19 protein-coding genes are annotated in these 24268 nt (G+C 70.0%); 6 read left to right on the top strand and 13 right to left on the bottom strand.

All coding sequences use genetic code 11. The features are described from left to right. Positions 1-39: 39 nt before the first annotated feature. The 3 genes from JL100_RS33600 to JL100_RS33590 are packed head-to-tail and all read right to left on the bottom strand — an operon-like array spanning position 40 to position 4093. Complete coding sequence (locus JL100_RS33600) at positions 40-2301, bottom strand: xanthine dehydrogenase family protein molybdopterin-binding subunit (RefSeq protein WP_202682979.1); 2262 nt, start codon at positions 2299-2301, stop codon at positions 40-42. Beyond that, positions 2298-2795, bottom strand: a complete 498-nt coding sequence (locus JL100_RS33595) for a (2Fe-2S)-binding protein (RefSeq protein ID WP_202682978.1) — start codon at positions 2793-2795, stop codon at positions 2298-2300. Before JL100_RS33595 ends, JL100_RS33600 begins: the two co-directional genes overlap by 4 nt. An 11-nt stretch (positions 2796-2806) precedes the next feature. Next, positions 2807-4093 carry a c-type cytochrome gene (locus JL100_RS33590; RefSeq protein ID WP_202682977.1) on the bottom strand — a complete coding sequence of 429 codons (1287 nt, stop codon included), beginning with the start codon at positions 4091-4093 and terminating at the stop codon, positions 2807-2809. A gap of 180 nt (positions 4094-4273) precedes the next feature. On the opposite strand from JL100_RS33590, the gene JL100_RS33585 reads away from it, so the two are divergent. Then, positions 4274-7393, top strand: coding sequence for a hybrid sensor histidine kinase/response regulator (locus tag JL100_RS33585; RefSeq protein WP_202682976.1), 3120 nt, complete (start codon positions 4274-4276; stop codon positions 7391-7393). Between the two features lie 27 nt (positions 7394-7420). Here JL100_RS33585 and JL100_RS33580 read toward each other — a convergent pair whose 3' ends face one another. The 3 genes from JL100_RS33580 to JL100_RS33570 all read right to left on the bottom strand — a co-directional run bounded on the left by JL100_RS33580 (position 7421) and on the right by JL100_RS33570 (position 9063). Beyond that, entirely contained in the window at positions 7421-7774 is a 354-nt protein-coding gene (locus tag JL100_RS33580) for a DUF1428 domain-containing protein (RefSeq protein WP_202682975.1), read from the bottom strand. Positions 7775-7892: 118 nt separating this feature from the next. Beyond that, the gene (locus JL100_RS33575; RefSeq protein WP_202682974.1) at positions 7893-8465 is read right to left on the bottom strand and encodes a GNAT family N-acetyltransferase; all 573 of its coding nucleotides are present in this window, start codon (positions 8463-8465) and stop codon (positions 7893-7895) included. Next, positions 8431-9063 carry a tyrosine-type recombinase/integrase gene (locus tag JL100_RS33570; protein ID WP_202682973.1) on the bottom strand — a complete coding sequence of 211 codons (633 nt, stop codon included), beginning with the start codon at positions 9061-9063 and terminating at the stop codon, positions 8431-8433. The genes JL100_RS33575 and JL100_RS33570 overlap by 35 nt, the downstream gene beginning before the upstream one ends. A 274-nt stretch (positions 9064-9337) precedes the next feature. Between JL100_RS33570 and JL100_RS33565 the strand changes: the two genes are divergently transcribed. Beyond that, positions 9338-11719: a methyl-accepting chemotaxis protein gene (locus JL100_RS33565; protein WP_228421730.1), complete on the top strand. Its 2382-nt coding sequence runs from the start codon at positions 9338-9340 to the stop codon at positions 11717-11719. 231 nt (positions 11720-11950) lie between these two features. Here the strand turns inward: JL100_RS33565 and JL100_RS33560 are convergent, their stop codons facing one another. Then, the gene (locus JL100_RS33560) at positions 11951-12142 is read right to left on the bottom strand and encodes a helix-turn-helix domain-containing protein (protein WP_202682971.1); all 192 of its coding nucleotides are present in this window, start codon (positions 12140-12142) and stop codon (positions 11951-11953) included. Between the two features lie 459 nt (positions 12143-12601). Between JL100_RS33560 and JL100_RS33555 the strand changes: the two genes are divergently transcribed. Both JL100_RS33555 and JL100_RS33550 read left to right on the top strand, forming a co-directional pair. Continuing rightward, on the top strand, positions 12602-13426 hold the full coding sequence (locus JL100_RS33555; protein WP_202682970.1) for a universal stress protein: 825 nt from the start codon (positions 12602-12604) through the stop codon (positions 13424-13426). 67 nt (positions 13427-13493) lie between these two features. Next, complete coding sequence (locus JL100_RS33550) at positions 13494-14363, top strand: formate/nitrite transporter family protein (protein ID WP_202682969.1); 870 nt, start codon at positions 13494-13496, stop codon at positions 14361-14363. A 24-nt stretch (positions 14364-14387) separates the two neighbouring features. Here the strand turns inward: JL100_RS33550 and JL100_RS33545 are convergent, their stop codons facing one another. From JL100_RS33545 to JL100_RS33520, 6 genes are all read right to left on the bottom strand, one after another. After that, complete coding sequence (locus JL100_RS33545; protein WP_407697060.1) at positions 14388-15134, bottom strand: DUF2270 domain-containing protein; 747 nt, start codon at positions 15132-15134, stop codon at positions 14388-14390. Between the two features lie 285 nt (positions 15135-15419). After that, positions 15420-16271, bottom strand: coding sequence for a sugar phosphate isomerase/epimerase family protein (locus JL100_RS33540; protein WP_202682968.1), 852 nt, complete (start codon positions 16269-16271; stop codon positions 15420-15422). 35 nt (positions 16272-16306) lie between these two features. Continuing rightward, complete coding sequence (locus JL100_RS33535) at positions 16307-17329, bottom strand: ABC transporter permease (protein WP_202682967.1); 1023 nt, start codon at positions 17327-17329, stop codon at positions 16307-16309. Next, the gene (locus tag JL100_RS33530) at positions 17326-18348 is read right to left on the bottom strand and encodes an ABC transporter permease (protein WP_228421757.1); all 1023 of its coding nucleotides are present in this window, start codon (positions 18346-18348) and stop codon (positions 17326-17328) included. The genes JL100_RS33535 and JL100_RS33530 overlap by 4 nt, the downstream gene beginning before the upstream one ends. Continuing rightward, positions 18341-19822, bottom strand: coding sequence for a sugar ABC transporter ATP-binding protein (locus tag JL100_RS33525; RefSeq protein WP_202682965.1), 1482 nt, complete (start codon positions 19820-19822; stop codon positions 18341-18343). Before JL100_RS33525 ends, JL100_RS33530 begins: the two co-directional genes overlap by 8 nt. Positions 19823-19849: 27 nt before the next feature. Beyond that, positions 19850-20872: an autoinducer 2 ABC transporter substrate-binding protein gene (locus JL100_RS33520; RefSeq protein ID WP_202682964.1), complete on the bottom strand. Its 1023-nt coding sequence runs from the start codon at positions 20870-20872 to the stop codon at positions 19850-19852. Between the two features lie 509 nt (positions 20873-21381). On the opposite strand from JL100_RS33520, the gene JL100_RS33515 reads away from it, so the two are divergent. Both JL100_RS33515 and JL100_RS37035 read left to right on the top strand, forming a co-directional pair. Continuing rightward, positions 21382-22179 (top strand): carbonic anhydrase, encoded by a 798-nt coding sequence (locus JL100_RS33515; RefSeq protein WP_228421728.1) that lies wholly within the window; start codon positions 21382-21384, stop codon positions 22177-22179. A 27-nt stretch (positions 22180-22206) separates the two neighbouring features. Further along, entirely contained in the window at positions 22207-24243 is a 2037-nt protein-coding gene (locus JL100_RS37035; RefSeq protein ID WP_228421726.1) for a methyl-accepting chemotaxis protein, read from the top strand. Positions 24244-24268: the final 25 nt, after the last annotated feature.

Raw genomic sequence — 24268 nt, 5'->3', positions numbered from 1 at the left:
GTTCGGAACCGCTGTGCAAAGGCCCCGGCGTGCCGGTTCCTAGACCCCGACCGCCGCCTTGATGCGGTCGCGGGTCAGCGGCAGGTCGCGCAGACGGATGCCGGCGGCGTCGGCGACCGCGTTGGCGATGGCGGCGGCGGCCGGTCCCTGGGCGGCCTCGCCGGTGCCCAGGTAGGGCATCCCCGGGCGGTCGATCACGTGGACGTCGACGCTGTCGGGCACTTGGTCGAAGCGAAGAACCGGATAGCTGCTCCAGTCCCGGCTGGTGATGCGGGTCCGGTCGAAGGTGGCGCGCTCCAGCAGGGTCCAGCTGGCGGATTGGATGATGCCTCCCTCGGTCTGGTTGCGCATGCCGTCGGGGTTCACGGCCTGCCCGCTGTCGATCGCGGCGACGGCGCGGACCAGGCGGGCGGCGCCGGTCTCCCGCTCGACCGCGACCTCCACCGCGACCGCGCAATAGGCCGCCAGGTTCTTGTAGCGGGCGAAGCCGAAGCCCCGTCCGCGGCCGCTGGGCAGATCGGCGGCGGCGGGCCAGCCGAAGCGTTCGGCGGCAAGGGTCACCACGTCGCGCGCCCGCGGGTCCTCCAGGTGGCGCAGCCGGAACTCGACCGGGTCGGCCCCGGCCTCGCGCGCCAGCTCGTCCATGAAGCTTTCCAGCGCGAACACGTTCATGTAGCCGCCGAGCGCGCGCAGGGCCGAGACGCGGAGCGGCATTTCCGGGATGAAATGGTGGGTGACGCGGGCGTTGGGCAGGGCGTAGAGCGGGATCGCGTTGCGGTCGCCGCCGCCGGCCGGCTGGGGGATCGGCTTGGGCGGGTCCGGCTGGAACGGCCGGGCCAGGTGCCAGGCCGGCATCAGGGCTCCCGCCCCGCCCGGCCGGGTCGAGTGGGCGTTGCTCCAGACCTCGTAGGTCCAGTCCACGATGCGGCCGTCGGCGTCGAGCGCGCCCGCCGCGCGGGACAGCATGGCCGGGCCGAACGGTTCCCAGGAATGCTCGTCCTCGCGCATCCACTGCACCCGCACCGGCCGGCCGGGGAACGCCCGGGCGAGCAGGGCGGCGTCGGCGCCGGCGTCGTCGGCCCCGTTGTGGCCGTAGCAGCCGGCCCCCTCGGTGTGGATGCAGCGGACCCGGTCCTCCGGCAGTCCCAGCATCTCGACCAGGGCGGCCCGCAGCGGGTACATGCCCTGGGCGTGGGACCACACCGTCATCATGCCGTCCTCGAACAGCCCGACCGCGCAGGACGGGCCGATGGAGGCATGGACATGGTACTCGCGCCGGTACTCCGCCTCCAGGCGCCGCGTCGCGCCGGCGGCCGCCGCCAGGCCGTCCCGCCTGTCGTGGATCACCGTGTCCTCGGACGGAAATGCCAGCAGGGTGGAGAAGATGCCGGATTGCTCGGGCAGGGCCGTCGCATCGTCCCAGACCGCCGCGCGGGCGAGCGCCCGGCCCGCGGTCACCGCCTGCCACTCCCGCTCCGCCACGACGGCCAGATAACTGCCGTCGCGGTGGATGCCGACGACGCCGGGCATCCCTTCGACCGCGCCGGTATCGACCTCGCGCAGGCGGGCGCCGTAGCCCGGCGGGCGGACGACGCGGGCATGCACCATGCCGGGAAGGCGGAGATCATGCACATAGGCCGGGCCGCCGGTCACCTTCGCCGGGATATCGATCCGCGGGACGTCGCGGCCGATCACCTTGTAATCCTCCGGCGCCTTCAGGGCGGCGCCCGCCTCCGCCCGGATCCCGTCGAGGCCGTCTCCGCCCACCAGCTCGCCATAGCCCACGGTCCTGCCGTCCGGCGCCGCGACCGCGCCGCCTTCCAGGCCCAGCCGGTCGGCCGGGACATCCAGCCGCCGCGCCGCCAGGTCCAGCAGAATCGCCCTGACCTGGGCCGCCGCGTGCAGGATCGCCGTCCCGCTGTCCTGCATGGACTGGCTGCCGGCGGTGAAGCTCTCGTTCGGGGTCCGGCCGGTGTCGGCCGTGACCAGGGCGATGGCGGCGGGTTCGACTCCCAGCTCCTCCGCCGCGACCTGGGTCAGCGCCGTCCGGATCCCCTGCCCCAGCTCGGCCTTGCCGGTGAACACCGTGATGGCGCCCTCGGCGTCGATCCGGATCCAGGAATCCAGGGACGGGTCGGCCCCGAGCGCCTTGGGCAGCCCGACGCCGCCTCCGCCGTCGGCCTCCTGCGGCGCCTGGGCCAGCAGGCGGCCGGGCAGCAGGGTGAAGCCCACCAGCAGCGCGCCGCCGCCGAGGAAGGCGCGGCGCGACAGCGCCCGGGGAAAACCGGCAACGTCGTTCATCTCGCGTCCTCCGGTCCGGTATCGCCCACTTCGGCCGTCTGCATCGCCCGGGCGGCCCGACGCACCGCCTTGAAGATCCGCATGTGGGTGCCGCAGCGGCACAGGTTGGGGTGCAGCGCGTCGCGGATCTCCGCGTCGGACGGGGCGGCGGTCCGTTCCAGCAGCGCCTGGGCGCTGATCATGAAGCCGGGAATGCAGTAGCCGCACTGGGCCGCCTGCTCCTCGATGAAGGCGCGCTGCACCGGCCCCGGGTCCTCGACGGTGCCCAGCCCCTCGACCGTCCGGATGCGCCTGCCCTCCAGCGCCGCCACCGGCGTGACGCAGGAAATCACCGGCGCGCCGTCCACCAGCACCATGCACGAGCCGCACTGCCCCAGCCCGCAGCCGAACTTCGCGGCGTTGAGGTGCAGGTCGTCGCGCAGCACGTAGAGCAGCGGCGTCGCCGGATCGGCGTCCACGCTGTGATCCCGGCCGTTCACGGACAGGGTGATCATGGGTGTTCCTCCTATTCCGCGGATCGGCCCGAGCGGGCCTCTGCGACCTTGGACTCCAGGTCGTCCCAGGCTGGCCCGCCGGAAAAGCGGCCGCGCAGCCAGGCCGTCAGTTCGGCCACCTGCCCGTCGGTCAGCGCGTTGGCGAACCCCGGCATCAGGGGTTGGGCCGCCGCGTCCGGCGTCTCGACGCCGTGCAGGATGGCCCGGATGGCGTTGCTGGGGTTCGGCTGCGCCAGCGAGGTCGCCCGGTCCAGGGCGACCGGCGCCTGGAACTGGAGCGGTCCGCCCGGTTCGTGGCAGGTGGCGCAGGCTCCGGCATAGATCGTGGCGGCCCTGCCCTGCTCCTGCCCGGTCGCTTGATTCCCGCCCGCCTGGGCGACAGGCTCGGCGGAAGGCCCGTCCGGTGCGCCCATGCGGTCGGCGACGTAGGTGGCGATAGCCCGGATATCGGAATCCGGCACATCGGAGAGATTGCGCACCACGGGCGCCATCGGCCCGGAAGCCACGGCATGATCCTCGCTGACACCGGTGCGCAGGTAATCGAACAGGGCGTCCCGGGTCCAGGGGACCGGCGCGGTCGACTCCCGGTTCAGGGCCGGGGCGTGCCAGCCTTCGGAGAACCCGCCGGCGAATTCCTCGCCGGCCTCGCGGGCGCCGAGCGCGTTGCGCGGCGTGTGGCAGGCGCCGCAATGGGCCAGCCCCTGGGCCAGATAGGCGCCGCGGTTCCATTCCTCCGATCGCTGCGGGTCGGGCCGGTACTCCCCGGTTTCCAGGAACAGCAGCTTCCACCCCGCCAGCAGCGGCCGGAAGGTCAGCGGCCAGGGCAGCTGGTTCGGCGGCGCCTCGGCCCGGACCGGCTCGCGGGTCATCAGGTAGGCGTAGAGCGCCCGGTTGTCCCGCTCGGTCACCTTGGTGAAGTGATCATAGGGAAACCCCGGATACAGGTGCTCGCCGGTGCGGCCGACTCCTTCGGCCATGGCGCGGCGGAACGCCTCTTCCGACCAGGTCCCGATGCCGGTCTCCGGATCGGGCGTGATGTTGGTGCCGTGGATCGTGCCGAACGGCGTGTCCAGCGGATAGCCGCCGGCGAACGGCTTGCCGCCCGGCGCGGTGTGGCACTGCAGGCAGTTGCCCAACGCCACCAGCCTCGCCCCATCGGCGACGACGGCGGGCTCGAAGGCGGCGCGCCCGGGCGGATCGACCGGGTCGATTTCCGACCGCCAGGCGAGCGCCGCGAAGCCGGCTCCGCCCGCCGCGACCGCCAGCAGCACTCCTCCCGCGATATGGGATACCCGCATCTGCCGGCCTCCTTCCGCTTGATCCTCAACCAGAACCCGGCGCGGGCCTGACACTCACAGGTTTCAACTCCCGGAAGGATATATCGGTTCCCTCAAGCGCCGCCGCCCGCCGATTTGTTTTGGTCACGAATTATTAACCAGTTGACTCCAAGGTCGCTTCTTCCGGAACCAAGTCGCACCATGCCTGTCACGCCCTCGCTTCGCCGTCCCCCCGCCATGCCTCTCCGCCGGCACCTGCTGGCCCTGGTGCTCGTCACCCTGCTGCCCATGCTGATCCTGGGCGTGACCCTGACCGCCTGGCTGGCGACCGAGCGGCAGGCAAGCGTCGAGCAGGGGCTGCGGGAAACCGCCCAGGCGCTGGCGCTGACCGTCGACCGCGAGGTGACCGCCAACATCGAGGCGCTGCGGGGGCTTTCCGTCTCGGAAGCGCTGAACGAGGACGACCTGGAGGGCTTCCACGAGCGCGCCCTGCTGGCGCGTCACCTGCATTCGAACTGGCAGAACATCGTCCTGCTGGACCCCGCCGGGACCCCGCTGGTCCATACCGGGCTCCCGTTCGGCGTCCCGCCGCCGCGGAGTTCCAACCCGGACCTGCTGAGCTTCGCGACGCAGGCTCGGCGCCCGGTGGTGTCGGACCTGTTCACCGGCAGCCTGTCCGGCGAAGCCGGCATCGCCCATGTGGTGCCGGTGATGCGCGACGGGGCCGTCAGGTACCTGCTCACCGCCTTCGTGCGCCCGCACGCCTGGGCATCGCTGCTCGCCCAGTTCAGCCCGCACGACGGCATGGTGGTGGCCGCCTTCGACCGCCGGGGCCGGTTCGTCGCCCGGAACCGGGATTCCGCATCCTTCGTCGGCAGGACGATGCCGGACTGGCTGACGGAGGCCCGTGGCCGCGTCCCCAACGGCATGGCGCAGGGCGTGTCGCTGGAAGGGACGGAACTGGTCAGCGCCTACCGGGCGTCCCCCCTGACCGGCTGGACCCTGTTCGTCGGCGCCCCGACGGACGACATCGACCGCCCGCTGGTCCGGACCCTGTGGATCGCCGGCGGCCTGGCGGCGCTCCTTCTCGTCACGTCGCTGGCCCTGGGCCGCACGCTGTGCCAGCGGATCCTGGGTCCGATCGAGGCCCTCGCCGAAGCGGGCCGGGCGCTCGCGGACCCGACCCCCGCCGACGGTCCCGGCGCCTCGCCGCGCAGGCCCGTCCCGGTCGTCCCCAGCCCGATCATCGAGGTCGAGCGCCTGTGGCGGACGCTCGCCGACGCCGACTACAGCATCCTCAGCGCCGGGCGGGCGACGAAGCAGGCCGAGGCGCAGTACCGCTCGATCGTGGACAGCGCCGTCGATGCCATCGTGGTGATCGACGAGCGGGGCACGGTACAGTCGTTCAACCGGGCGGCCGAGCGGATCTTCGGCCATGCCGCCGGGGAGATCGTCGGCGGCAAGGTCACGGCGCTGATCCCCGACGCCGGCCGCCACGATGATCATCTCACCCATTTCCGGCGGACCGGCGAACGCCGGATCATCGGCACCGACCGCGCGGTCGAGGGGCGGCGCAAGGACGGTTCGATGTTTCCGCTGGAACTGTCGATCGCGGAGTGGCAGGCCGACGGCCGCCATTTCTTCACCGGGATCATGCGCGACATCACCGAGCGCCGGGAAGCCGAGCGGGAGCGCGAGGAGATGATCGCCCGGCTGGAGACCAAGCGGCTCCACCTGCGCGCCGTCATCGACACGATGCCGGTCGGCCTCCTGATGGCCGACGCGCCGTCCGGCAGGATCGTCCTGGGCAATCCCGAGGTCGAGCGGATCCTGGGCCATCCGGTCCTGCCGACGCCCGACGTCGAGTCCTACGGCGCCTGGGGCGCCTGCAATCCCGACGGCACGCCGCTGGCCCCCGAGGCCCATCCGCTGGCCCGGGCGCTGCACGGCGAGGAGGTACAGGCGGAGGAGATCCGCTATCGCCGCGGCGACGGTTCGACCACCTGGATCAGCGTCAGCGCGGCACCGATCCGGACGGCCGGCGGGCGGATCACCGGCGCGCTGGTCGCCTTCAAGGATATCGGCGCCTCCAAGGCCTGGGAGGGCCGGCTGGCGCTGGCGAAGGAGCAGGCCGAGCGGGCCAACCTGGCGAAATCCAAGTTCCTGGCCGCCGCGAGTCACGACCTGCGCCAGCCGATCCAGTCGCTGTTCTTCGTCTCCACGGCCCTGGAACGCCATGTCTCGACCGATGCCGGGCGCGCCCTGCTGGAACGGCTGGGCCAGGGCCTGGGAGCCCTGAAGGACCTGCTGGACAGCCTGCTGGACGTGTCCAAGCTGGATGCCGGCGCGGTCGTGCCGGTGATGGCCGACCTGCCGATCGGTGCGCTGATCGACGAGACCGCCTCCTGCTTCGCCCCCGCCGCCGCCGCAAAGGGGCTCCGTCTGTCACGGGACGTGGCCTGCGACGTCGCGGTGCGCAGCGACCGCACCCTGCTCGGCCGGATCATCCGCAACCTGATGGAGAACGCGATCCGTTATACGGAAGCGGGCGAGGTCAGGATCCGATGCCGTCCGGCGGCGGACGGCGTCCGCGTCGAGATCGCGGACACCGGCATCGGCATTCCGCCCGAACACCTGGAGCGGATCTGGGAGGAGTTCCACCAGATCGGCAACCAGGAGCGCGACCGCAGCCAGGGGCTAGGCCTTGGCCTGGCCATCGTCCAGCGCCTGTCGCGGCTGCTCGGCCACCCGGTGGAGGTCCACTCCGTACCCGGCACCGGGTCGGTCTTCTCCGTCCTGCTGCCGGCGGCGTCCCGGCCGGAGGTCGAGGAGACCCGCCGGGCCGGGCCGGCGGCGCGCAGGAACGGCGGCACCTCCGGCGTGGGCCGCGTCGCCCTCGCCATAGACGACGACGCCATCGTGCTGATGGGCATCCGGTCCATGCTGGAGGACTGGGGCTACGAAGTGCTGGCGGCGGCGTCGGGCGACGAGGCGATCGCCGCCCTGGAGCGGAGCGGCCTGCGCCCGGACATCGTCGTCACGGACTACCGGCTGCGCAACGGAAAGGTCGGCACCGACTGCCTGGTGCGGATCCAGGAGCACCTGGGCGGCAAGGTGCCCGGCGTCGTCCTGACCGGGGAGACCGGCCAGGACATCGTCTCCGCGATCGTCGCCATGGGCTTCGGCGTCGCCCACAAGCCGGTCACCGGGGCCGAGATGCTGGCGGCCATCGAGCACCAGATGGCGCGACACGCCGGGGGGCCGGCGGGCGCACCCGCGGGTCTCGTACCGGAGGAGAGCCGTGTCGCGGAGCCGGCCTGATGCCGGGAAGCGGCGGGGCGCCCGCGGTCAAAGTTCCAGGAAGCTTTGGAAGCCGCCGTAGATCATGCGTTTGCCGTCGAACGGCATGTCTTTCATGCTGTCCTTCAGCCGCGGGTCCGCCATTACCTTGGCGTTGACCGCGTCGCGCTGCTCGCGGGATTCGTAGGTGATCCAGGAGAACACGACGACCTCGTCGTCCTTCGCCTGCACGGCGCGGGGGAACGAGGTCAACTCGCCATAGGGCGTGTCGTCGGCGATGCATTCGACGAACGACAGCGCGCCGTGCTCCATCCAGATCGCGCCGGCGTGTCGGGCCATGGCCTGATAGGCCTCGATGTTCTGCCTGGGCACCGCGAGCACGAATCCGTCAACATAGGGCATGCCTGCCTCCTCTCGTTGGACACGGCCATAGGACGATCGGGCCGGCTCTTATCCTACATCTGGTGCGGTGGCCCGTCTGCATCGCCTCTCCCCGGCGAGCGGCCCGATGGGCGGCGCCTCAGACCCGCTTGTAGAAGAAGGTCGTCGGGCAGGGACGGCCATCGGGATAGAGCGCATAGTCCGGCACGCTGCCGGCGGCGGTCCAGCCAAGGCGGGCGTAGAGCCGCGCCGCCGCGCTGTCGCTGACGGTGTCGAGCACCAGCAGCGTCCGGCCGGCCCGACGGGCGGCGTTCTCCGCCTCGGCCATCAGGGCGGCGGCGACCCCCCTGCCCCGCGCGGCGCTGTGGACCAGCAGCTTGGCGATGTCGGCCCGGTGCGGCTGATTGTCCTGGGGCGCCGGAATCATCTGTACGGTGCCGACGATCCGCCGCGATCCCGTTTCGCTTTCGGTCTCGGCGACCACGAGCGCGCGGTCGCCGCGGGCGACTCCGGCGGCGACGCCGTTCCAGAAGGCTTCGGCCTTCTCCCGCGGCAGCGGCGCCATGAAGCTGACCGAGGCGCCGCCATGGACGCAGTCCAGCAGGACGTCGCACAGGTCCGGGACGGCGGCCCGCGCCGCGTCGGCGTCCAAGGTCCGGACCGCTGTTCCGGAGAAGTCACAGGAGCTTGATGACCCGGCGCTTGGCTTCATCGCTGCCGTCCACATAGGTCTGGGTGGAGGCCAGGCTGGTGTGGCCGGCCAGTTGCTGGACATCGCGCAGGGAGCCTCCCGCCCTGGTGATCAGGCGGGCGGCCGACGTGATGAAGGTTCGGCGGCCGGAATGGCTGGAGAAGCCGGTCAGGCCGAGTTCACCATACATCTGGCGGAACATCAGCACGATCGAATTCGGCGCCATGCAGACCGGGCGGGTGTCGTCCGGGTCCTCCGGGTTCCGGCGCATCGCCCGCTCGGACAGGATCAGCGGATCGGGCGGGCTGCCGGGCACCGTGCCGAACAGCGTGACGACATGGGCCCGCAGGTCGCGGTGCATCGGGATCACCCGGCCGGCACCCTTCCGGCAGATCCCGTCCTCCAGCACGATCTCGTCGCCGATATCGCCGCCGGCGGTCATGGCATGGGCGCGGCGGAGCCTGGCGATCTCCATCGCGCGCAGGCCGGCGCGGACGCTCAGCAGCACCACGACGCGGTCGCGGTGGGGATAGCGCCGGCGCTCGCCGCACCAGCGCAGGCAATCCCGGACCTGGGCGTCGCTCAGCAGTTCCGCGCGTCTTCCAAGGATTTCCGTCATCAGGAAAACATGCCTTTCGAAATCATGGACTGGAAGCCTCGTGCATCATGTTGCCGGTCGTGTGACGGGTTCGTGGTCCCTCAGGTTCAGGCTACTCATTTTCGACTCATCGTTAAACCTGAAAAATACATCGGGTCAGGCATTACGGCTACATTCATTATTAAGAAATTTAGCCATAATTACGTCATATCTGAACTCCAGGGAGTGAAGTGGATTGCCCCTGCAAGCAAATGTGACGGGTCGGGAAGTCGATTTGCCGGATGGACAGCTCCTCGTGTCCCGCACCGATCTTGCCGGCACGATAACTTTCGTGAACCGCGCCTTTTCGGAGATAAGCGGCTTCTCCGAGGAGGAGTTGCTGGGAGCTCCCCACAACATCATCCGGCATCCCGACATGCCTGCCGACGCCTTCGCCGATCTTTGGCGGACCATCAAGGCCGGGCGATCCTGGGAAGGGATGGTCAAGAACCGGACCCGATCCGGCGACCATTACTGGGTGCGAGCCAATGTCACGCCCGTGGTCGAGGGCGGCGCGGTCACGGGTTACGTGTCGATCCGGTCGAGGCCGACCCGCGAAGAGGTCGCACGGGCCGAGGCGGATTACGCGGCCCTGCGCGACGGCGCCGGCACCATCGCGGTGCAGGAGGGCGAGATCGTCGGGACCGGCATGGCGGCCCGCGCCGCCTCCGCGTGGCATGGCCTGCGCGTGCGCCTGACGGCATCCTTCGCGCTGATCATCGCCATGATGATCGCGGTCGGCTGGCTCGGCCTGGGCGGGATGGAGGGATCGAACGGCAGGCTCCAGACCGTCTATGCCGACCGGGTCGTGCCGCTCCGCGACCTCAAGCGGATCTCCGACGCCTATGCGGTCTCGGTGGTCGATGCCTCGCACAAGGTGAATAACGGCAACTTCGGATGGGACGAGGCAGCCGCCTCCGTCGCGACCGCCCGGAGCGAGATCAGGAGCCTCTGGCAGACCTACCTCGACACGTCGCTGACCGCCGAGGAAGCGGCCCTGGTCGAGCAGGCGCGGCGCCTGATGGCGGTCGCCGACACGGCGGTCGAGGAACTCGCCCGGCTGCTGGCGGCGCGCGAAGCGGCCGGGCTGGACGAGTTCGTCAGGTCGCGCCTGTACCAGACGATCGATCCCGTGACGGAGAAGCTCGCGGAACTGATCAACCTCCAGCTCCGCGTGTCCGAGGCGGAGACCCGGAGCGCGCAGGAAAGCTTCAGGATCCGCTTCCAGGCGGTCGTCGGACTGGTCGCCCTGTGCATCGCGATCACCGCCCTCTTCGCCTTCGGCCTCGTCCGCGCGATCCAGCGGCCGGTCGGCCGGCTGGAGGTCCATTTCCAGGCGATCGCGGCGGGCGACGCCGGCCATCGCATCGACCTGCCCCGCACGCGCGAGTTCCGGCGGGTCACCGCCCAGCTCCGGACCATGTGGGCGCACCTGCTCTACGGCGTCCAGGCGCGGGCGGAGCTGGACCGCAAGGCGGAGGCCGACCGGGTCGCCGCCCTGCTCGCCATGGCCGAGACGGTCGAGCGCGAGGCCGGGCACGCGGTCGAGCAGGTCGCGGTGCGCACCGGCTCCATGGCGGCTGATGCGGACGGCATGGCGGCATCGGCGGAGCGGGTCAGCCTCAACGCGGGAAGCGTGTCGTCGGCCGCCGACGCGGCCCTGGCGAATGCTCAGACGGTGGCCGCCGCCACCGAGCAGCTCTCGGCCTCGATCCAGGAGATCACGACCCAGGTCGCCGCCGCCGGCGCCGTGACCCGCCGCGCCGTCGAGGACGGACGCCACACCCAGGAGACGATCCGCTCGCTGTCCGACGCGGTGGCGTCGATCAGCGACGTGGTCAACCTGATCCAGGACATCGCGGGGCAGACCAACCTGCTGGCCCTGAACGCCACCATCGAGGCCGCCCGTGCCGGGGAGGCGGGCAAGGGATTCGCCGTGGTCGCGAGCGAGGTCAAGAACCTGGCCAACCAGACCGCCCGCTCCACCGAGGAGATCACCCGCCAGATCGCCGAGATCCAGGCGGCGACCGGGACGGCCGTGGACGCGGTGGAGCGGATCGGCGCCACCATCGCGGAGATCGACCAGATCTCCGGGGGAATCGCCGCCGCGATGGAGGAGCAGTCGGCCGCCACGCGGGAGATCAGCCGGAGCGTCGCCCAGACCTCGGTCGCGGCCCAGGAGGTCTCGGCCCGTATCGCCGACGTCTCGCACGAGGCGTCCGAGACCGGGCGGCAGGCGGTGCAGGTCAAGGCCGGCATGGGCGAGGTCGCCCACGCCACCGCCGACCTGCGCGCCGCGCTGGTCCGCGTGGTCCGCACCTCGACCGCCGTGACCGATCGCCGCCGCATGATCCGCTTCCGGGTGGACGAGCCCTGCACGGTGACCCTGGGAGGCTCGGCGCGGCAGGCCCGCATCCTCGACCTTTCCGCCGCCGGCGCCCTGCTGTCGGCCGGCGGCACTGCCGCGGTCGGAACCATCGGCCGCCTGGACCTCCGCGACGGCACCGGCATCGGCATCACGGTGCGGGACACCGACGAGGGCGGAATGCATGTCGAGTTCGACGAAGGATCGGCGGCCGGGGACTTCGCGAATTCCGTGGAGCGGATCACCCGCGGGCGGCCGATGGTGGCGGCGTAGAGCGCCCGGCCGGTACGTATGCGCCGCCGGCTCGTTTAGGCGGGGCGTCGGCGATGCGCTCGACCGCAAATCCGGGTCGCTCGCATCGCCGTACCGGCCCGGCCCGGCAGGCCGCGCCATCGAACCATGGCCTCGGGATAGAAGTCGACGCCGAGCACGGACATGCCCCTCCCGGCCAGCCCCTTCGAGACGGGCTTGCCGTACGGCGGCCGTTGCTGACGGTTAAGCGTATCAGCCGTCGGTTTCCGGGCGGTTGGCGCGGGCGTTCAGGAAGCTTTCCAGATCCCGGACGACGATGCGCCATTCCCGGCCGAACTTGATGGCGCGAAGGGACTTGTCGTGGATCCACTCGCGCACGGTGTCATCGGAAATCTTCAGAAGGTCGGCAACCTCCTGCACGGTCAGAAGGGGTTTCGTAAGCATGGTTCGGGGCGGGTTCAGGTTGGATCATGGCGGTTGATGGTGACAGAGCCGGTTTGAAATGCCTTGATCCAGGTCAAAGCCGACAGAACTGGAAGCTGATGTCTTGGGGGCGTGTCGCGCCGCCCGATACCGTCAGCCGGAGCCGTTCTTCATGAAGGTCTTTCTCGTCGCATCAGATCTGTCGCCCCGAAGCGACCGGGCCGTCGCTCAGGCCGCCCCCCCTGGCGGCCCGCATGGATGCCCGCCTGGTCCTGCGGAACTTGGAGAGCACCGCGGCGGGGCTGGACGCTCTTACCCGCGACCGCATCGCCGTGCGATCCTGGAAGGCGTGCTCACGGTTCCGCTGAAAAGCACGACGCCGCTGGAGGATGCCGGCGCGGCCTCCCTGGCGGGCTGATCCGCGCATCGCCGGGGGGACCCTGTCGCCCGGCCTGATAAAATCCAAAAAAGGAGGAGAAGATGTTCCGGAACATTCTCGTGCATGTGAAGCCGCTGGAGACGTCGTCCCCGCACGAGGCGACCGCCGTTGCCATCGCGAAGGCCCATGGCGCCCGCCTGACCGGCATCTCGACGCTGCGGGACGTGTCGATGCTGAAGCTCCTGTTCCCCGGCGAGGGCGGCGCATCCGCCGCCCGGATCGAGCGGTCCTACGCGCTCGCCGCCGAGGCCGAGCGGCGGTTCCGCGCATTGGCGGAGGCGGCGGAAGTGCCCTGCGACTGGCAGGTGGCCGAAGGCGACGCGGCGGAGGTGCTGAGCGTGGCCGCCCGGTATCACGACCTCACCATCGTCGAGCAGACGGACCTGGTCTCCGACGAAGTGGGTTTCGACGTTCCCGAAACCTGCGTCCTGTCGAGCGGCCGCCCCGTCCTGATCGTCCCCAATGCCGGCAGGTTCGACACGGTTGGCCGGTCGATCGTCGTCGCCTGGAACGGAAGCCGGCAGGCCGCCGCCGCCCTGCACGGCGCCTTGCCCTTCATCGATCGTGCGGAGCGGGTCCTGGTTCTCCAGGGCCGGGGGCGCGCCTCCTACCCTTCCGTCACGCGGTGGCCGGCACTGGATCTGAAGCGGGCGATCTCGTCGCACGGGGCTCCGGCATCCATCGAGCCGATCGGGGTCGAGGATACCGATGCGGGAAGCGCCATCCTGGCCGCGGCGGCCCGCGAGGGGGCCGATCTGGTCGTCATGGGGGCCTATGGACGATCATGGCTGAGGGAATGGATCCTGGGCGGCGCCACGCGGCATATCCTGAGCCATATGAAAGTTCCGGTCCTGATGGCCCACTGAGCCGGCGGCCCGCAGCCCGATGCGCCGTTGGGGCGCCCCGAGAAGCGATGATCCGGAGATTCTTCCCATGGAATTCGGGCACCGGGACGGACGCGCCGAGCCGCGTCGGATCGACGCCCTCTTGCCGAAGGAGATGGCGAAACGGGCCGAGCGGATCGGCGCGGAGAAGGCGGAGCAGGACTCCCTCAGCCTTCTCGTGCTGGGTATCCTGGCCGGTGCCTTCGTCGCATTCGGCGCCACGTTCGCCGCGGCGGTGACCGCGGGCGCCGATGCCGCATCCTCCCCGGGGCTCGTGAAGCTGGCCGGCGGCGTGACGTTCTCGCTGGCCTATGTGCTCGCGATCGTCGGCGGAGCGGAGTTGTTCACCACGAACAACCTCATGGTCATGGCCTGGGCGCACGGACGCCTGACGACCGTCCGGCTGCTGCGGGCCTGGGGCATCGTGTTCGTCGGCAACTTCATCGGCACCGTATCGACCGCGACGCTCCTGATCCTGGCCGGCCAGCACGCGCAGATGGAGGGCAGCGTCGGCGCCGGGCTGCTGGGCACGGCCGCGCAGATCGGCGGATTGAGCCCATCGGACGGGTTCGTGCTGGGCATCCTGGGCAATACCCTGCTTTGCCTGGGCGTGTGGCTCACCTACAGCGCCCGCACCACCACGGATCGCATCATGGCGCTGATGCTGCCTGTCACCGCGTTCTACGTGCTCGATTTCGAACATGCGATCGCGGTCATGTTCTATCTGCCATCCGCGGTGCTGATCGACCTCTTTGCGCAACCGGACTTCTGGATCCTGATAGACCGGCAGCCCGCCGACATCACGCTATCGAGCTTCTTGCGCGTCCTGGCCTCGGTGACGGCCGGCAACATCGTCGGCGGCGGAATGCTCGTGGCGCTGGTCTACTGGTTCGTATATCTGCGTTCCGGCCGGTTCTGACTCGGAGTCGCCGGACGTGCCTGATCACTCCGTGCCGCGCGCGAGCTGGAGGATACGGTCGACCGGCGGGCGGGGCGGGTGGACCCGGTCGGCTCCGCGCCGGCTCCGGGAGGTATGGATGGCGATGGCGATCCAGCCGGCATGGAAGATGACGCCGGCGAGCAGGACGAGCTGGCCGGGAACCGGGCCGATGGTGGCGCGGACGAACAGCTCGTCCAGCCGGGTGATCGGCATGGGGTGGATCAGCAGCTTGCCGACATAGGCCACGACCTGGATCATGAAAATCCAGCCGTAGTTCCGGCGCAGGCGCCGCCCGGCCGCCTCCAGGAAGGTGATGTGCAGGTTGGGGGAGCGGTAGTCCTGGTACAGGATCTCGTTCCAGCCGTTGTCGGTCCGCACCCCCTGCCCGCGCAGGATCGGCCCGAAAAAGTTGACCTCCAGCACATGCGCACGGATGCGCCAGAAGTCGAAGAAACGGTAGCGCCGCGCCTCGATATAGAGGAACACCGCCACCAGCAGCCCCACCAGGACCAGCGGCAGCGGCGTCGCCGAGGCGCTGCTGTAGGTCAGGGTCAGCGCGATCCCGGTGGTCACCACCGCCCAGTTGGTGGTGGCGTCCAGCCGCGTCCGCCAGACCGTGCTGCGGTAGAGCTCCCCCCGGTAGAGATGCGCCAGCGCCCCGATCTCGGCGGCGCTGAAGGGGGCCGGCCTGGGCGGCTGCTGCGGGGACGGCTCGGTCGGGGGTTCGACATGCATCCTGGCGTCGGCCACGGTTCCCTCCCTGTTTTGCCGATCAGTTTATACCGATCTGTCCATGCGAAACAGGATGGAGGCGGGAATGACGGCAGGCATCCGGCTTCGAGAGCCGATGGAACGATTTCTTCGCCTGGGCGGGAATGGACTATCCATACCACGCCCGGCAGGCTGTCGCCGCAGGTCGGCCTTCGCCCGCAGGGCGAACGCCGACGCCTTGGATCTACGCTTCGGCCAAGCTGTCGGCGTCGGCCTTCGGCCGAGGCCGACCTACGGCGAACCGGTCACGACCGGCGAGCCCGTCTACTGGATCAGCCCGTACTGCCGGGCCTTGTTGCGGAGGAACGGCAGGCCGTCGGCAAGCACCTCCTCGCGGTCGCGGGCGACCGGGCGCCAGACCGACAGGGCGGTGGCGATCTGCGGCGGCAGCTCGATGAAGCTCTCCATCGCCATGCCGCCCTTGAAGCCGATCGCGGCGAGCGCGCCGAACACCTCGTCCCAGGCGACCGTGCCGGTGCCGGGGACGCCGCGGTCGCTCTCGGACAGATGGATGTATTTCAGGTGTTCGCGGGCGCGCAGGATGCCGTTGGCGACGCCCTTCTCCTCGATGTTCATGTGGTAGGTGTCGAGGTGGACGAACACGTTGGGCGCGCCGATCCGCTCCAGCAGGGAGACGGTCTGGTCCGCCGTGTTCAGCATGTGGTTCTCGTAGCGGTTGACCGCCTCCAGGCCAAGCTCCAGGCCCAGCTTGCGGGCGTGGGCCGCCGCCTTCTCCATCACCGAGGCGACCGCGTCCAGCTCGGCATCGGTCGGCGGCTTGCCGGTGCGCTCGCCGATCGAGCCGTAGACCACGCCGCTCAGCGCCTTGGCACCCGTGGCGGCGGTCTTGTCCAGCGCCATGGTGAGGAATTCCAGCGCCTTGCCGGGATTGTTGGTCGGCCGGCTGTCGTCGGGCAGGCCCAGCGAGCAGACCGCCGTCAGCTCGTGCTCCTCCAGCAGCTTGCGCGTGTGCTCGGCATCGACGGCGGGCGGGTCGAGCAGCGCGATCTCGACGAAGGCCAAGCCGTAGCGCTTGGCCTCGGGGATCGCCAGTTCGGCGGCCTTGCGGGTCCAGTCGAGGGACCAGAGGCTGGTGTGAACGCCGAATCCTTGCATGTCGGTCTCCTTGGGAACGTATCGGGTGGGAAGGGTCAGGTCCGCCGGGCCGAACGGCCGGCCCACAGGTAGCGGATCACCATGACCAGGATCAGGAAGACGCCCCACAGGGCGGTCGCCAGGTGCTGGTTGGCCCCCAGCAGGTTCAGGCCGGACGCGATCACCTGGAGGATCAGGAGCGCCAGCGCCACCGGCAGCGCCCGGCCAAAGCCGCCGAACGGATCGACCCGGCCCAGGAAGCAGGCCAGCACCGTGATCAGCAGATAAGCCTCGCCGTGGCCGACCCGGACCGAGTTGAAGCGGGCCAGCATCAGCACGCCGGCGATGCCGCACATCACGCCGGACAGGGTATAGACCAGCATCAGCGTGCGGCGGGTGTCGATGCCGGAATAGCGGGTCGCCTCGATGTTGGACCCGGCCATGTAGATGGTCAGGCCCAGGCGGGTGCGGCTCAGCAGCAGGTGCCACAGGGCGACACAGCCGATCAGCAGCCACAGCGGCACCGGAATGCCCAGGAACCAGCCGTGGCCGATCTCCCGGACGAATTCCGGGAAGCCCGAGACGTCGCCGCCGCGGGTCAGGAACTCGCCCAGCCCCCGCAGGAAGATCATCATGCTGAGCGACACCAGGATCGGGTGCGCGCCGGTATAGGCGATGATCGCGCCCATGACCCAGCCGATCAGCGCCCCGGCCGCGACCGCCGCGGCGGCTCCCAGGAGGAAGGCGGCCATGCCGGCCTCGGCCCCGCCGTTCGCCTGGAGCACCCAGGCCAGCACCAGGCCGGAGATGTTGGCCGTGAAGGTGATCGCCAGGTTCAGGCCGCCGGACAGGATCGGGATCAGCATCGCCAGGGTCAGCAGCCCCAGTTCCGGAAGCTGGAAAGCGATCGAGGCGAAGGTCGGCCCGGTCAGGAAGAGATCGGTCGCCAGGCTGAACCCCGTGACCACGAGGGCCAGGAACAGCAGCAGCCCGCCGATCTCGCCGACCGGGACCAGCGCCGCCAGGCGGCCGCCGAGCGACGCGGTGCGGGCGGACGGGCTCGTGGTGGTCCTGCTCATGATGCGGCCCTTTCCGGCGCCCTGTCGGGCCGGGTGCGGAAGCTGCCGAGCAGGGCGGTCATGCCGCTGCCCGACAGGGTGATCGCGGCCAGGATCACGGCGCCGACGATCATCTTGAAGGCATAGGGCGAGACGCCCAGCAGGTTCAGGCCGTTCTGGGTGATGGCGACCAGCGCCACGCCCAGGAAGGCGCCCAGCAGCGTCCCGCGCCCGCCGCCGAGCCGCGCTCCCCCCAGCACCACGGCGGCGAGCACGTCCAGCTCGCGGCCGTAAAGGGCGTTGGGCACGACCTCCTGCGCGTAGTGGGCCTGCATCAGCCCGGCGATGCCGGCGGTGACGCCCAGCCAGCCATAGGCCAGGTAATGCATGCCGGCGATGTTGATGCCGACCCGCTTCGCGCCTTCCGGATTGTCGCCCATGGCGTAGAGCTGTCGCCCCGGCGTGGTCCTTCGGATCAGGAACCAGGTGGCGGCGACCACCACGATCATGACGGCGACCGGCAGGGTCAGCTCGGCGAAGCCGATGGCGGTATCGAACTCGACCAGGATGATGCGGTCCAGCCACCAGTCCGGCAGGTCGTAGATCGAGACGCCCTGGGTGAAGAACATCAGCGCGCCGAAGAACAGGTTGAAGGTCGCGATGGTCACGACGATCGAGATGATGCGGAACCGCCAGATCAGCGTGGCGTTCAGCGCCCCCAGCGCGAAGCCGTAGAACGACGCCACCAGGAACCCCACGGCCCAGTTGCCGCCGCCGAACTGCTCCACCGTGATGGCGGTCAGGTACTGCACCACGGACGCCGCGACCGCGAAGGAGATGTCGATGCCGCCGGCGATCAGCACCACCAGCAGGCCGGCCGCGAAGATCACGTTGACGGCGCTGATGTTGAGCAGGTCGAACAGGTTCACCAGCGTGAAGAAGCTGTCGGTGGTGAGCGCCAGGAACAGGCACATCAGCGCGATCACGGCCATCAGCCAGCGTTCGGTCGTGCCGATCCGGGGCAACGGAAAACTATGCATGGACATGGCTCTCGATCCGGTCGATCGGGACCGCTCCCGGCAGGTACTCGTCGATCAGGCGGCCGTCGCGCATGTGCAGGATGCGGTCGCAGTTGAAATAGACCTCGGGGATCTCGTCGGAGATCAGGAGGATGGCCATGCCCTCCTCGGCGAGCTTGTGGACGATCGAGAAGATCCCGGCGCGGGCGCCGACATCGACGCCGACCGTCGGCGAGTCCAGGATCAGCACCTTGGGTTCGGTCGCCAGCCACTTGGCGAGCACGATGCGCTGCTGGTTGCCGCCGGACAGGGTGGAGACGGCGTCCTCCGGCCGGCCGATCTTGACCGCCAGCCGCCGGACCCATTCGGACACCAGCGCCGACTTCTTCCGATCCGACAGCAGCCGGCCGGCCCCCAGCAGCCGGTCGAGCACCGGCAGCGCCGTGTTGTCGGCGATCGACTGCGGCTGGACGAGGCCGAGAGACAGCCGGTCCTCCGACACGTAGGCGATGCCGGCGGCGATGGCGTCGCGGTTGGAGCGCAGGCGGAGCGGCTTGCCGTCCAGGCGGATCTCCCCGGCGTCGGGACGGGTCATGCCGAACAGAGACAGCGCCAGCTCGGTCCGGCCGGCGCCCAGCCGCCCGGTGATGCCGACGACCTCGCCCCGGCGGACCGTCAGGGAGACGTCTTCGTACTCGCCGCGCCGGGTCAGCCCCGCCACCTCCAGCACGGGCGGGTTGCCGGAACGGTCGGCGGCCCGAACCGCCTGGTCGAAGGTCTGGCCGGTCATCAGCTCGGTCAGGCGGGTCTGGGTCATGCCCTCGGTCGGGAAGGTGCCGACGTTGCGGCCGTCGCGCAGCACGGTGACCCGGCCGCAGACGTCGAGCACCTCGGCCAGCCGGTGGCTGACGAACACGACGGCGATGCCGTCGGCAGACAGCCGGCGGACGATCGCCAGCAGGGCGTCGGTCTCCGCCTGGCTGAGCGAGGCGGTCGGCTCGTCCATGAAGACCAGCCGGGCGTCCGCGATCAGCGCGCGGCAGATGGCGACCACCTGGCGCTGGGCGATCGACAGCTCGCGCAAGGGACGGTCCAGGTCGAGCGTCACGCCCAGCCGGCCCAGGATGCCGGCCGCGGCCTCGCGCATCGCCGCGTAGTTCACCAGCCGCGGCCCGCCGCCGAGATTGCGTTCGAAGGCGATGTTCTCCGCCACCGACATCTCGGGGAACAGGGCCAGGTCCTGCCAGATCACCTGGATGCCGAGCGCGCGGGCCTGCCCCGGCGTCAGCCCGTCCATCGGCTTGCCGTCGAACAGCAGGGTGGCGCCGGGCTCGGGGCGGTAGACGCCGCTGATGATCTTGATCAGCGTGCTCTTGCCGCACCCGTTCTCCCCGGCGAGGCAAAGCACCTCGCCGGCCGCCACGTCGAAGGAGACGTTCTGCAGCGCCTTCACGCCGCCGAACACCTTCGACACGTTCTCAAGTCGAAGAAGCATGTGCTTTCCAGAACGGTACCGGAAGGGTCAGAGGCCGAGCTCGGCCAGCTCGTCCACCGTGTCCTTGTTCAGCTCGACGAGCCGGTCGACGATGATGTTGCGCTCGGCGAAGTCGGGGTTGACCTCGCCCAGGCCGGGGATCTCCATCCCGTCCTTGATCTCCTGCCCCTTGGCCAGCATGTCGCCCAGGGTCACGAAGACCTTGCCGGCCTCCATCGGGTTCCACATGAAGCCGCCGGTCAGGACGTCGTCATGGACCAGCCGACGCCCCTGCCCCGGCGAGAACGGGCCGAGCACCGCGACCTCGCCGCCCTTGCGGCGCTCGTTGACGGCGCGGGCGGCGCCGATCGGACCCTGGCTGCCGAAGGCGAGGAAGCCCTTCAGGTCGGGATGGGCGCGCATCAGGTCGAGCGCGGTGCGCCGGGATTCGTCCACGTTCTCGGCGACGCCGTAGCGCTCTCCGACCAGCTCCATCTCCGGGTGGTTCTGCTTGATGTAGGCGATGGCTGCATCGGCCCAGGCGTTGTGCAGCGGCACGGTCAGCGAGCCGACGAAGACGGCGTACTTGCCCTTTCCACCCAGCCGGTCGGCCAGCATCTTGCCATAGGCGTCGCCGAAGCCCTCGACCGAGGCCAGCTCGAAGTTCCAGTCGGCGTTCTTCTGCTTGGGCGATTCATGGGTGATCACCTTGATGCCGGCGTCGCGGGCGCGCTGAAGCACCGGTTCCAGCACCTCGGCGTCGTTCGGCACCACGCCGATCACGTCGACGCGCTGGGCGATCAGGTCCTCGACCGCGCGGACCTGCAGCGCCGGGTCGGCGCTGGTCGGGCCGACCATGAAGGCGTCCACTCCCAGTTCCTTGGCGCGCTGCTTGATGCCTGCCTCCATGGCGTTGAACCAGGGAATGCCGCCGATCTTGACGACCACGCCCATGCGGGTCTCCGCGGCGTGGGCCGCCGGGGCGAAGGCCGCCGAGGTCAGGGCCGTGGCGGTCAGGGTGGCCGCGAAGGCGCCGGCGAGCACGAGCCGGCGACCGATCCTGCGGGTCATGTTTCCTCCTCCTGTGGCTTCCGGCCTGTTGCCGGATATTCATTGGCGGCTGAAAGCTAAATCCATTCAGCAAAACGGTCAATGCAGTTCTGAGGGCACCTCCAAAGAGCCTGCCTCCCTGGAAAGTCTCCCGGGGTAACGATCCGCGGCCGGCCTCGTTTCGCAAAATGCAGGGAAATCTACCGATCGGGGAAGAATTCAACCCGCGCCAAGCCCCGGATTCGCGCATTGAAAAAAAAAGTTTTCGCAAAATGCCTTATCGGCCGTGTGGTGAATGCCCGTTAATCTTAAGAATCACGCCGGAACGGCGCTCCAGAGCCGTTTCTTCACTTTGGTCATAACCCCAAAGAGCTAACGCGGGTTGGTATCGATCTCGCTTCTCCGCGCGGCGTGGGCTTCGCCGCGGAAGGTTTCCCGGACGTCGCCCTCCGAACACGCCGGGGGAGACCCGGGTCCAACGGGGCCCGGACGCAGTCCGCCGGCGACGCCCTGGCTGCCTGGAGGAGATGATGCCTGGATCCGCCCCTTTGAACCGCCGTACCCTGTTGCGGCATCTGACGGCCGGCGGGATCGCCGCCTGCCCGATCTGCGCCGCGGTTGCCCGGGCCGGTGAACCGGCCCACGGCAACGCCTCGCCCCACTGGTCCTATGGCGGCGCCGACGGTCCTGAGCACTGGGGCGAGCTGACGCCCGAGTTCCGCTCCTGCTCCCTGGGCCTGGAACAGACGCCGATCGACATCGACGGGGCGATCCGGGCCGAAGTAGGACAGCTCGACATCTCCTTCTCCCAGGTTCCCGTCACCGTCGTCAACAACGGCCACACGGTCCAGGCGAACTGCGGGCCGGGCTGCCACAGCATCATCGGCGGCACCCGCTACGACCTCGCGCAGTTCCATTTCCACCACCCGTCGGAGCATCTGCTCTCGGGCAAGCCGTTCCAGATGGAGTGCCATTTCGTCCATAAGTCGGCGGCCGGGGCCATCGCGGTCGTCGCGGTCTTCATCACTCCGGGGTCGGCCAACCCCGCGCTGAAGCCCCTCTGGGACGTGATGCCGACGCAGGCCGGCGGCGAAGCCGTTTCGGCCGGGGCGATCGACCCCGCCGGCCTGCTGCCGGAGACGCGCTCCTACTTCCGCTATGCCGGGTCGCTGACGACGCCCCCCTGCTCGGAGGGGGTCACCTGGACCGTGTTCGCCACCCCGATCGAGGCTTCGACGAGCCAGATCGCCCAGTTCGCGGCGCTGTTCATGAACAACGCGCGGCCGGTGCAGGGGCGCAACCGGCGCTTCCTGCTCGAATCCTTCTGACCCTGCCGTTCCCAAGGAGAGAATACCATGCCTGTCCATGGATCCCGCTTCGGCGCGGCCTTCGACAACATCAAGGTCGGAACGAAGATCGGCATCGCCTCGGGCGCCGTGCTGGTCATCCTGGGCGCCCTGTCCATCCAGAGCGTCGGCTCGCTCGTCATGGTCGGCGATGCGTTCCACGTTTACGCCGGGAAGGTCGAAATCGTCGATACGGCGCGGACCGTCGAGCGCGACATGAGCGAGGTCCGCCGGTTCGTCCGGGAATACGCCATCACCGGCCATGCCGACCAGGCGGAAGCGGCGCGCGCCGCGATGGGGCGGCTGCGGGCCGGCCTCGACCGTGGCCTGACCCTCGTGTCGGAGGAGGACCTCAGGGACGACCTGACGGAGAGCCTCCGGAAGTTCGACGCCTACGCCCGGAGCTTCGACGACATCGTCGCCTGGAAGACCGAGGCGGACAGGCTCGTGCGCGAGGTGCTGGATCCCGACGGGAACACCGCCGTGCGCGCCCTGGAGGAAACGCGCCTCCTGGCGGTCAAGGACGGCAACAGCGACGCCGTGACGCTGACCGGTTCCGCGCTCGAAACCCTGCTGAAGGCGCGGCTGGCCGCCAACAAGATGCTGGCGCGCCATGACAAGGCGTCGGCCGACGCGGCGGCGGAACAGCTCGCCGGGCTGGAGCGGGTGCTCAGCACCCTGTCTTCCGCCTCCGCCGGACGCTCCTACGGGAACATCGTGGCCCGGACCCGCGACCTGGCGGCGGAATACCGCAGGAGCTTCGACCGCGTGGTCGAGCTGAGCGGCGCGATCGAGCACCAGATCAGCGGCCCGATGTTCGAGGCCGGCAACGCGCTGACCGGCGCCGCCGCACATGTCCGCGACACCGCCGCCGACGAGGAGCATCGGGTGGAGTCCGATACGACCGGCTTCATCTCCTTCACTGAACAGCTGATCATCGCCCTGTCCTGCGCCGGCTTCCTGCTCGGGGTGGCGCTCGCCTGGGTGAGCGGCCGGGCGATCTCGGGACCCATCGTGCGGATGACCGAGGTGATGCGTCGCCTTGCCGGCGGGGACCGGGCGGTCGAGATCCCCGGCGTCGGGCGGCGGGACGAGATCGGTTCCATGGCCGAGGCGGTCGACGTCTTCAAGCGGAACGCCATCACCGCCCACCGGCTCGCCGAGGAGCAGAAGGCCGAGCAGGCGAGGAAGGAGGCGCGGGCCGCCGAGATCGTGAGGCTGGTCGGCGCGTTCGACAGTTCCGTCTCGTCGATCCTGCGCACCGTCTCCTCGGCCGCGACCGAACTGGACGGCACGGCGCAGTGCATGGCCGCGATCGCGGAGGAGACGGACCGCCAGGCGACCGCTTCGGCCGCGGCGGCGGAGCAGACCTCCACCAACGTCCAGACCGTCGCCTCGGCGGCGGAGGAGATGAGCGGCTCGCTCCAGGAGATCGCCCGGCAGGTTACCCGCTCCAACGGCATCGCCAACCAGGCGGTCGAGGAGGCGGCGCAGACCGACGCGACGGTGCAGGGCCTGGCCGACGCCGCGCAGAAGATCAACGAGGTGGTCGACCTGATCGCCAACATCGCCAGCCAGACCAACCTGCTGGCGCTGAACGCGACGATCGAGGCCGCCCGCGCCGGCGAGGCCGGCAAGGGCTTCGCCATCGTCGCCAGCGAGGTGAAGAGCCTGGCCAACCAGACGAGCAAGGCGACCGAGGAGATCTCCGCCCAGATCGGCGCGATGCAGGGAGCCACCGGCGCGGTGGTCACGGCCATCCGGGGGATCGGCGTCACGATCCGCGAGATCAACGACAGTTCGACCACCATAGCGGCGGCGGTCGAGGAGCAGACGGCGGCGACGGCGGAAATCTCGCGCAGCGTCACCCAGGCCGCGGCGGGCACCCGGGAGGTGTCGCGGAACGTGGCCCAGGTCAACCAGGCGTCCCAGCAGACCGGGGCCGCGGCCAGCCAGGTGCTGGGAGCCGCCGGCGAACTGGCGCACCAGGCCGAGATGCTGCGCGCCGAAGTCGAGCGCTTCCTCGCGGGCATCCAGGCCGCATGACACGGACGGCGGCGGCACCCTGCCG

This window comes from Skermanella mucosa, assembly GCF_016765655.2.
Lineage (GTDB): Bacteria > Pseudomonadota > Alphaproteobacteria > Azospirillales > Azospirillaceae > Skermanella > Skermanella mucosa.
The sequence above is the reverse complement of the archived record's forward strand: the minus strand, read 5'-3'. Positions and strand labels throughout refer to the sequence as shown.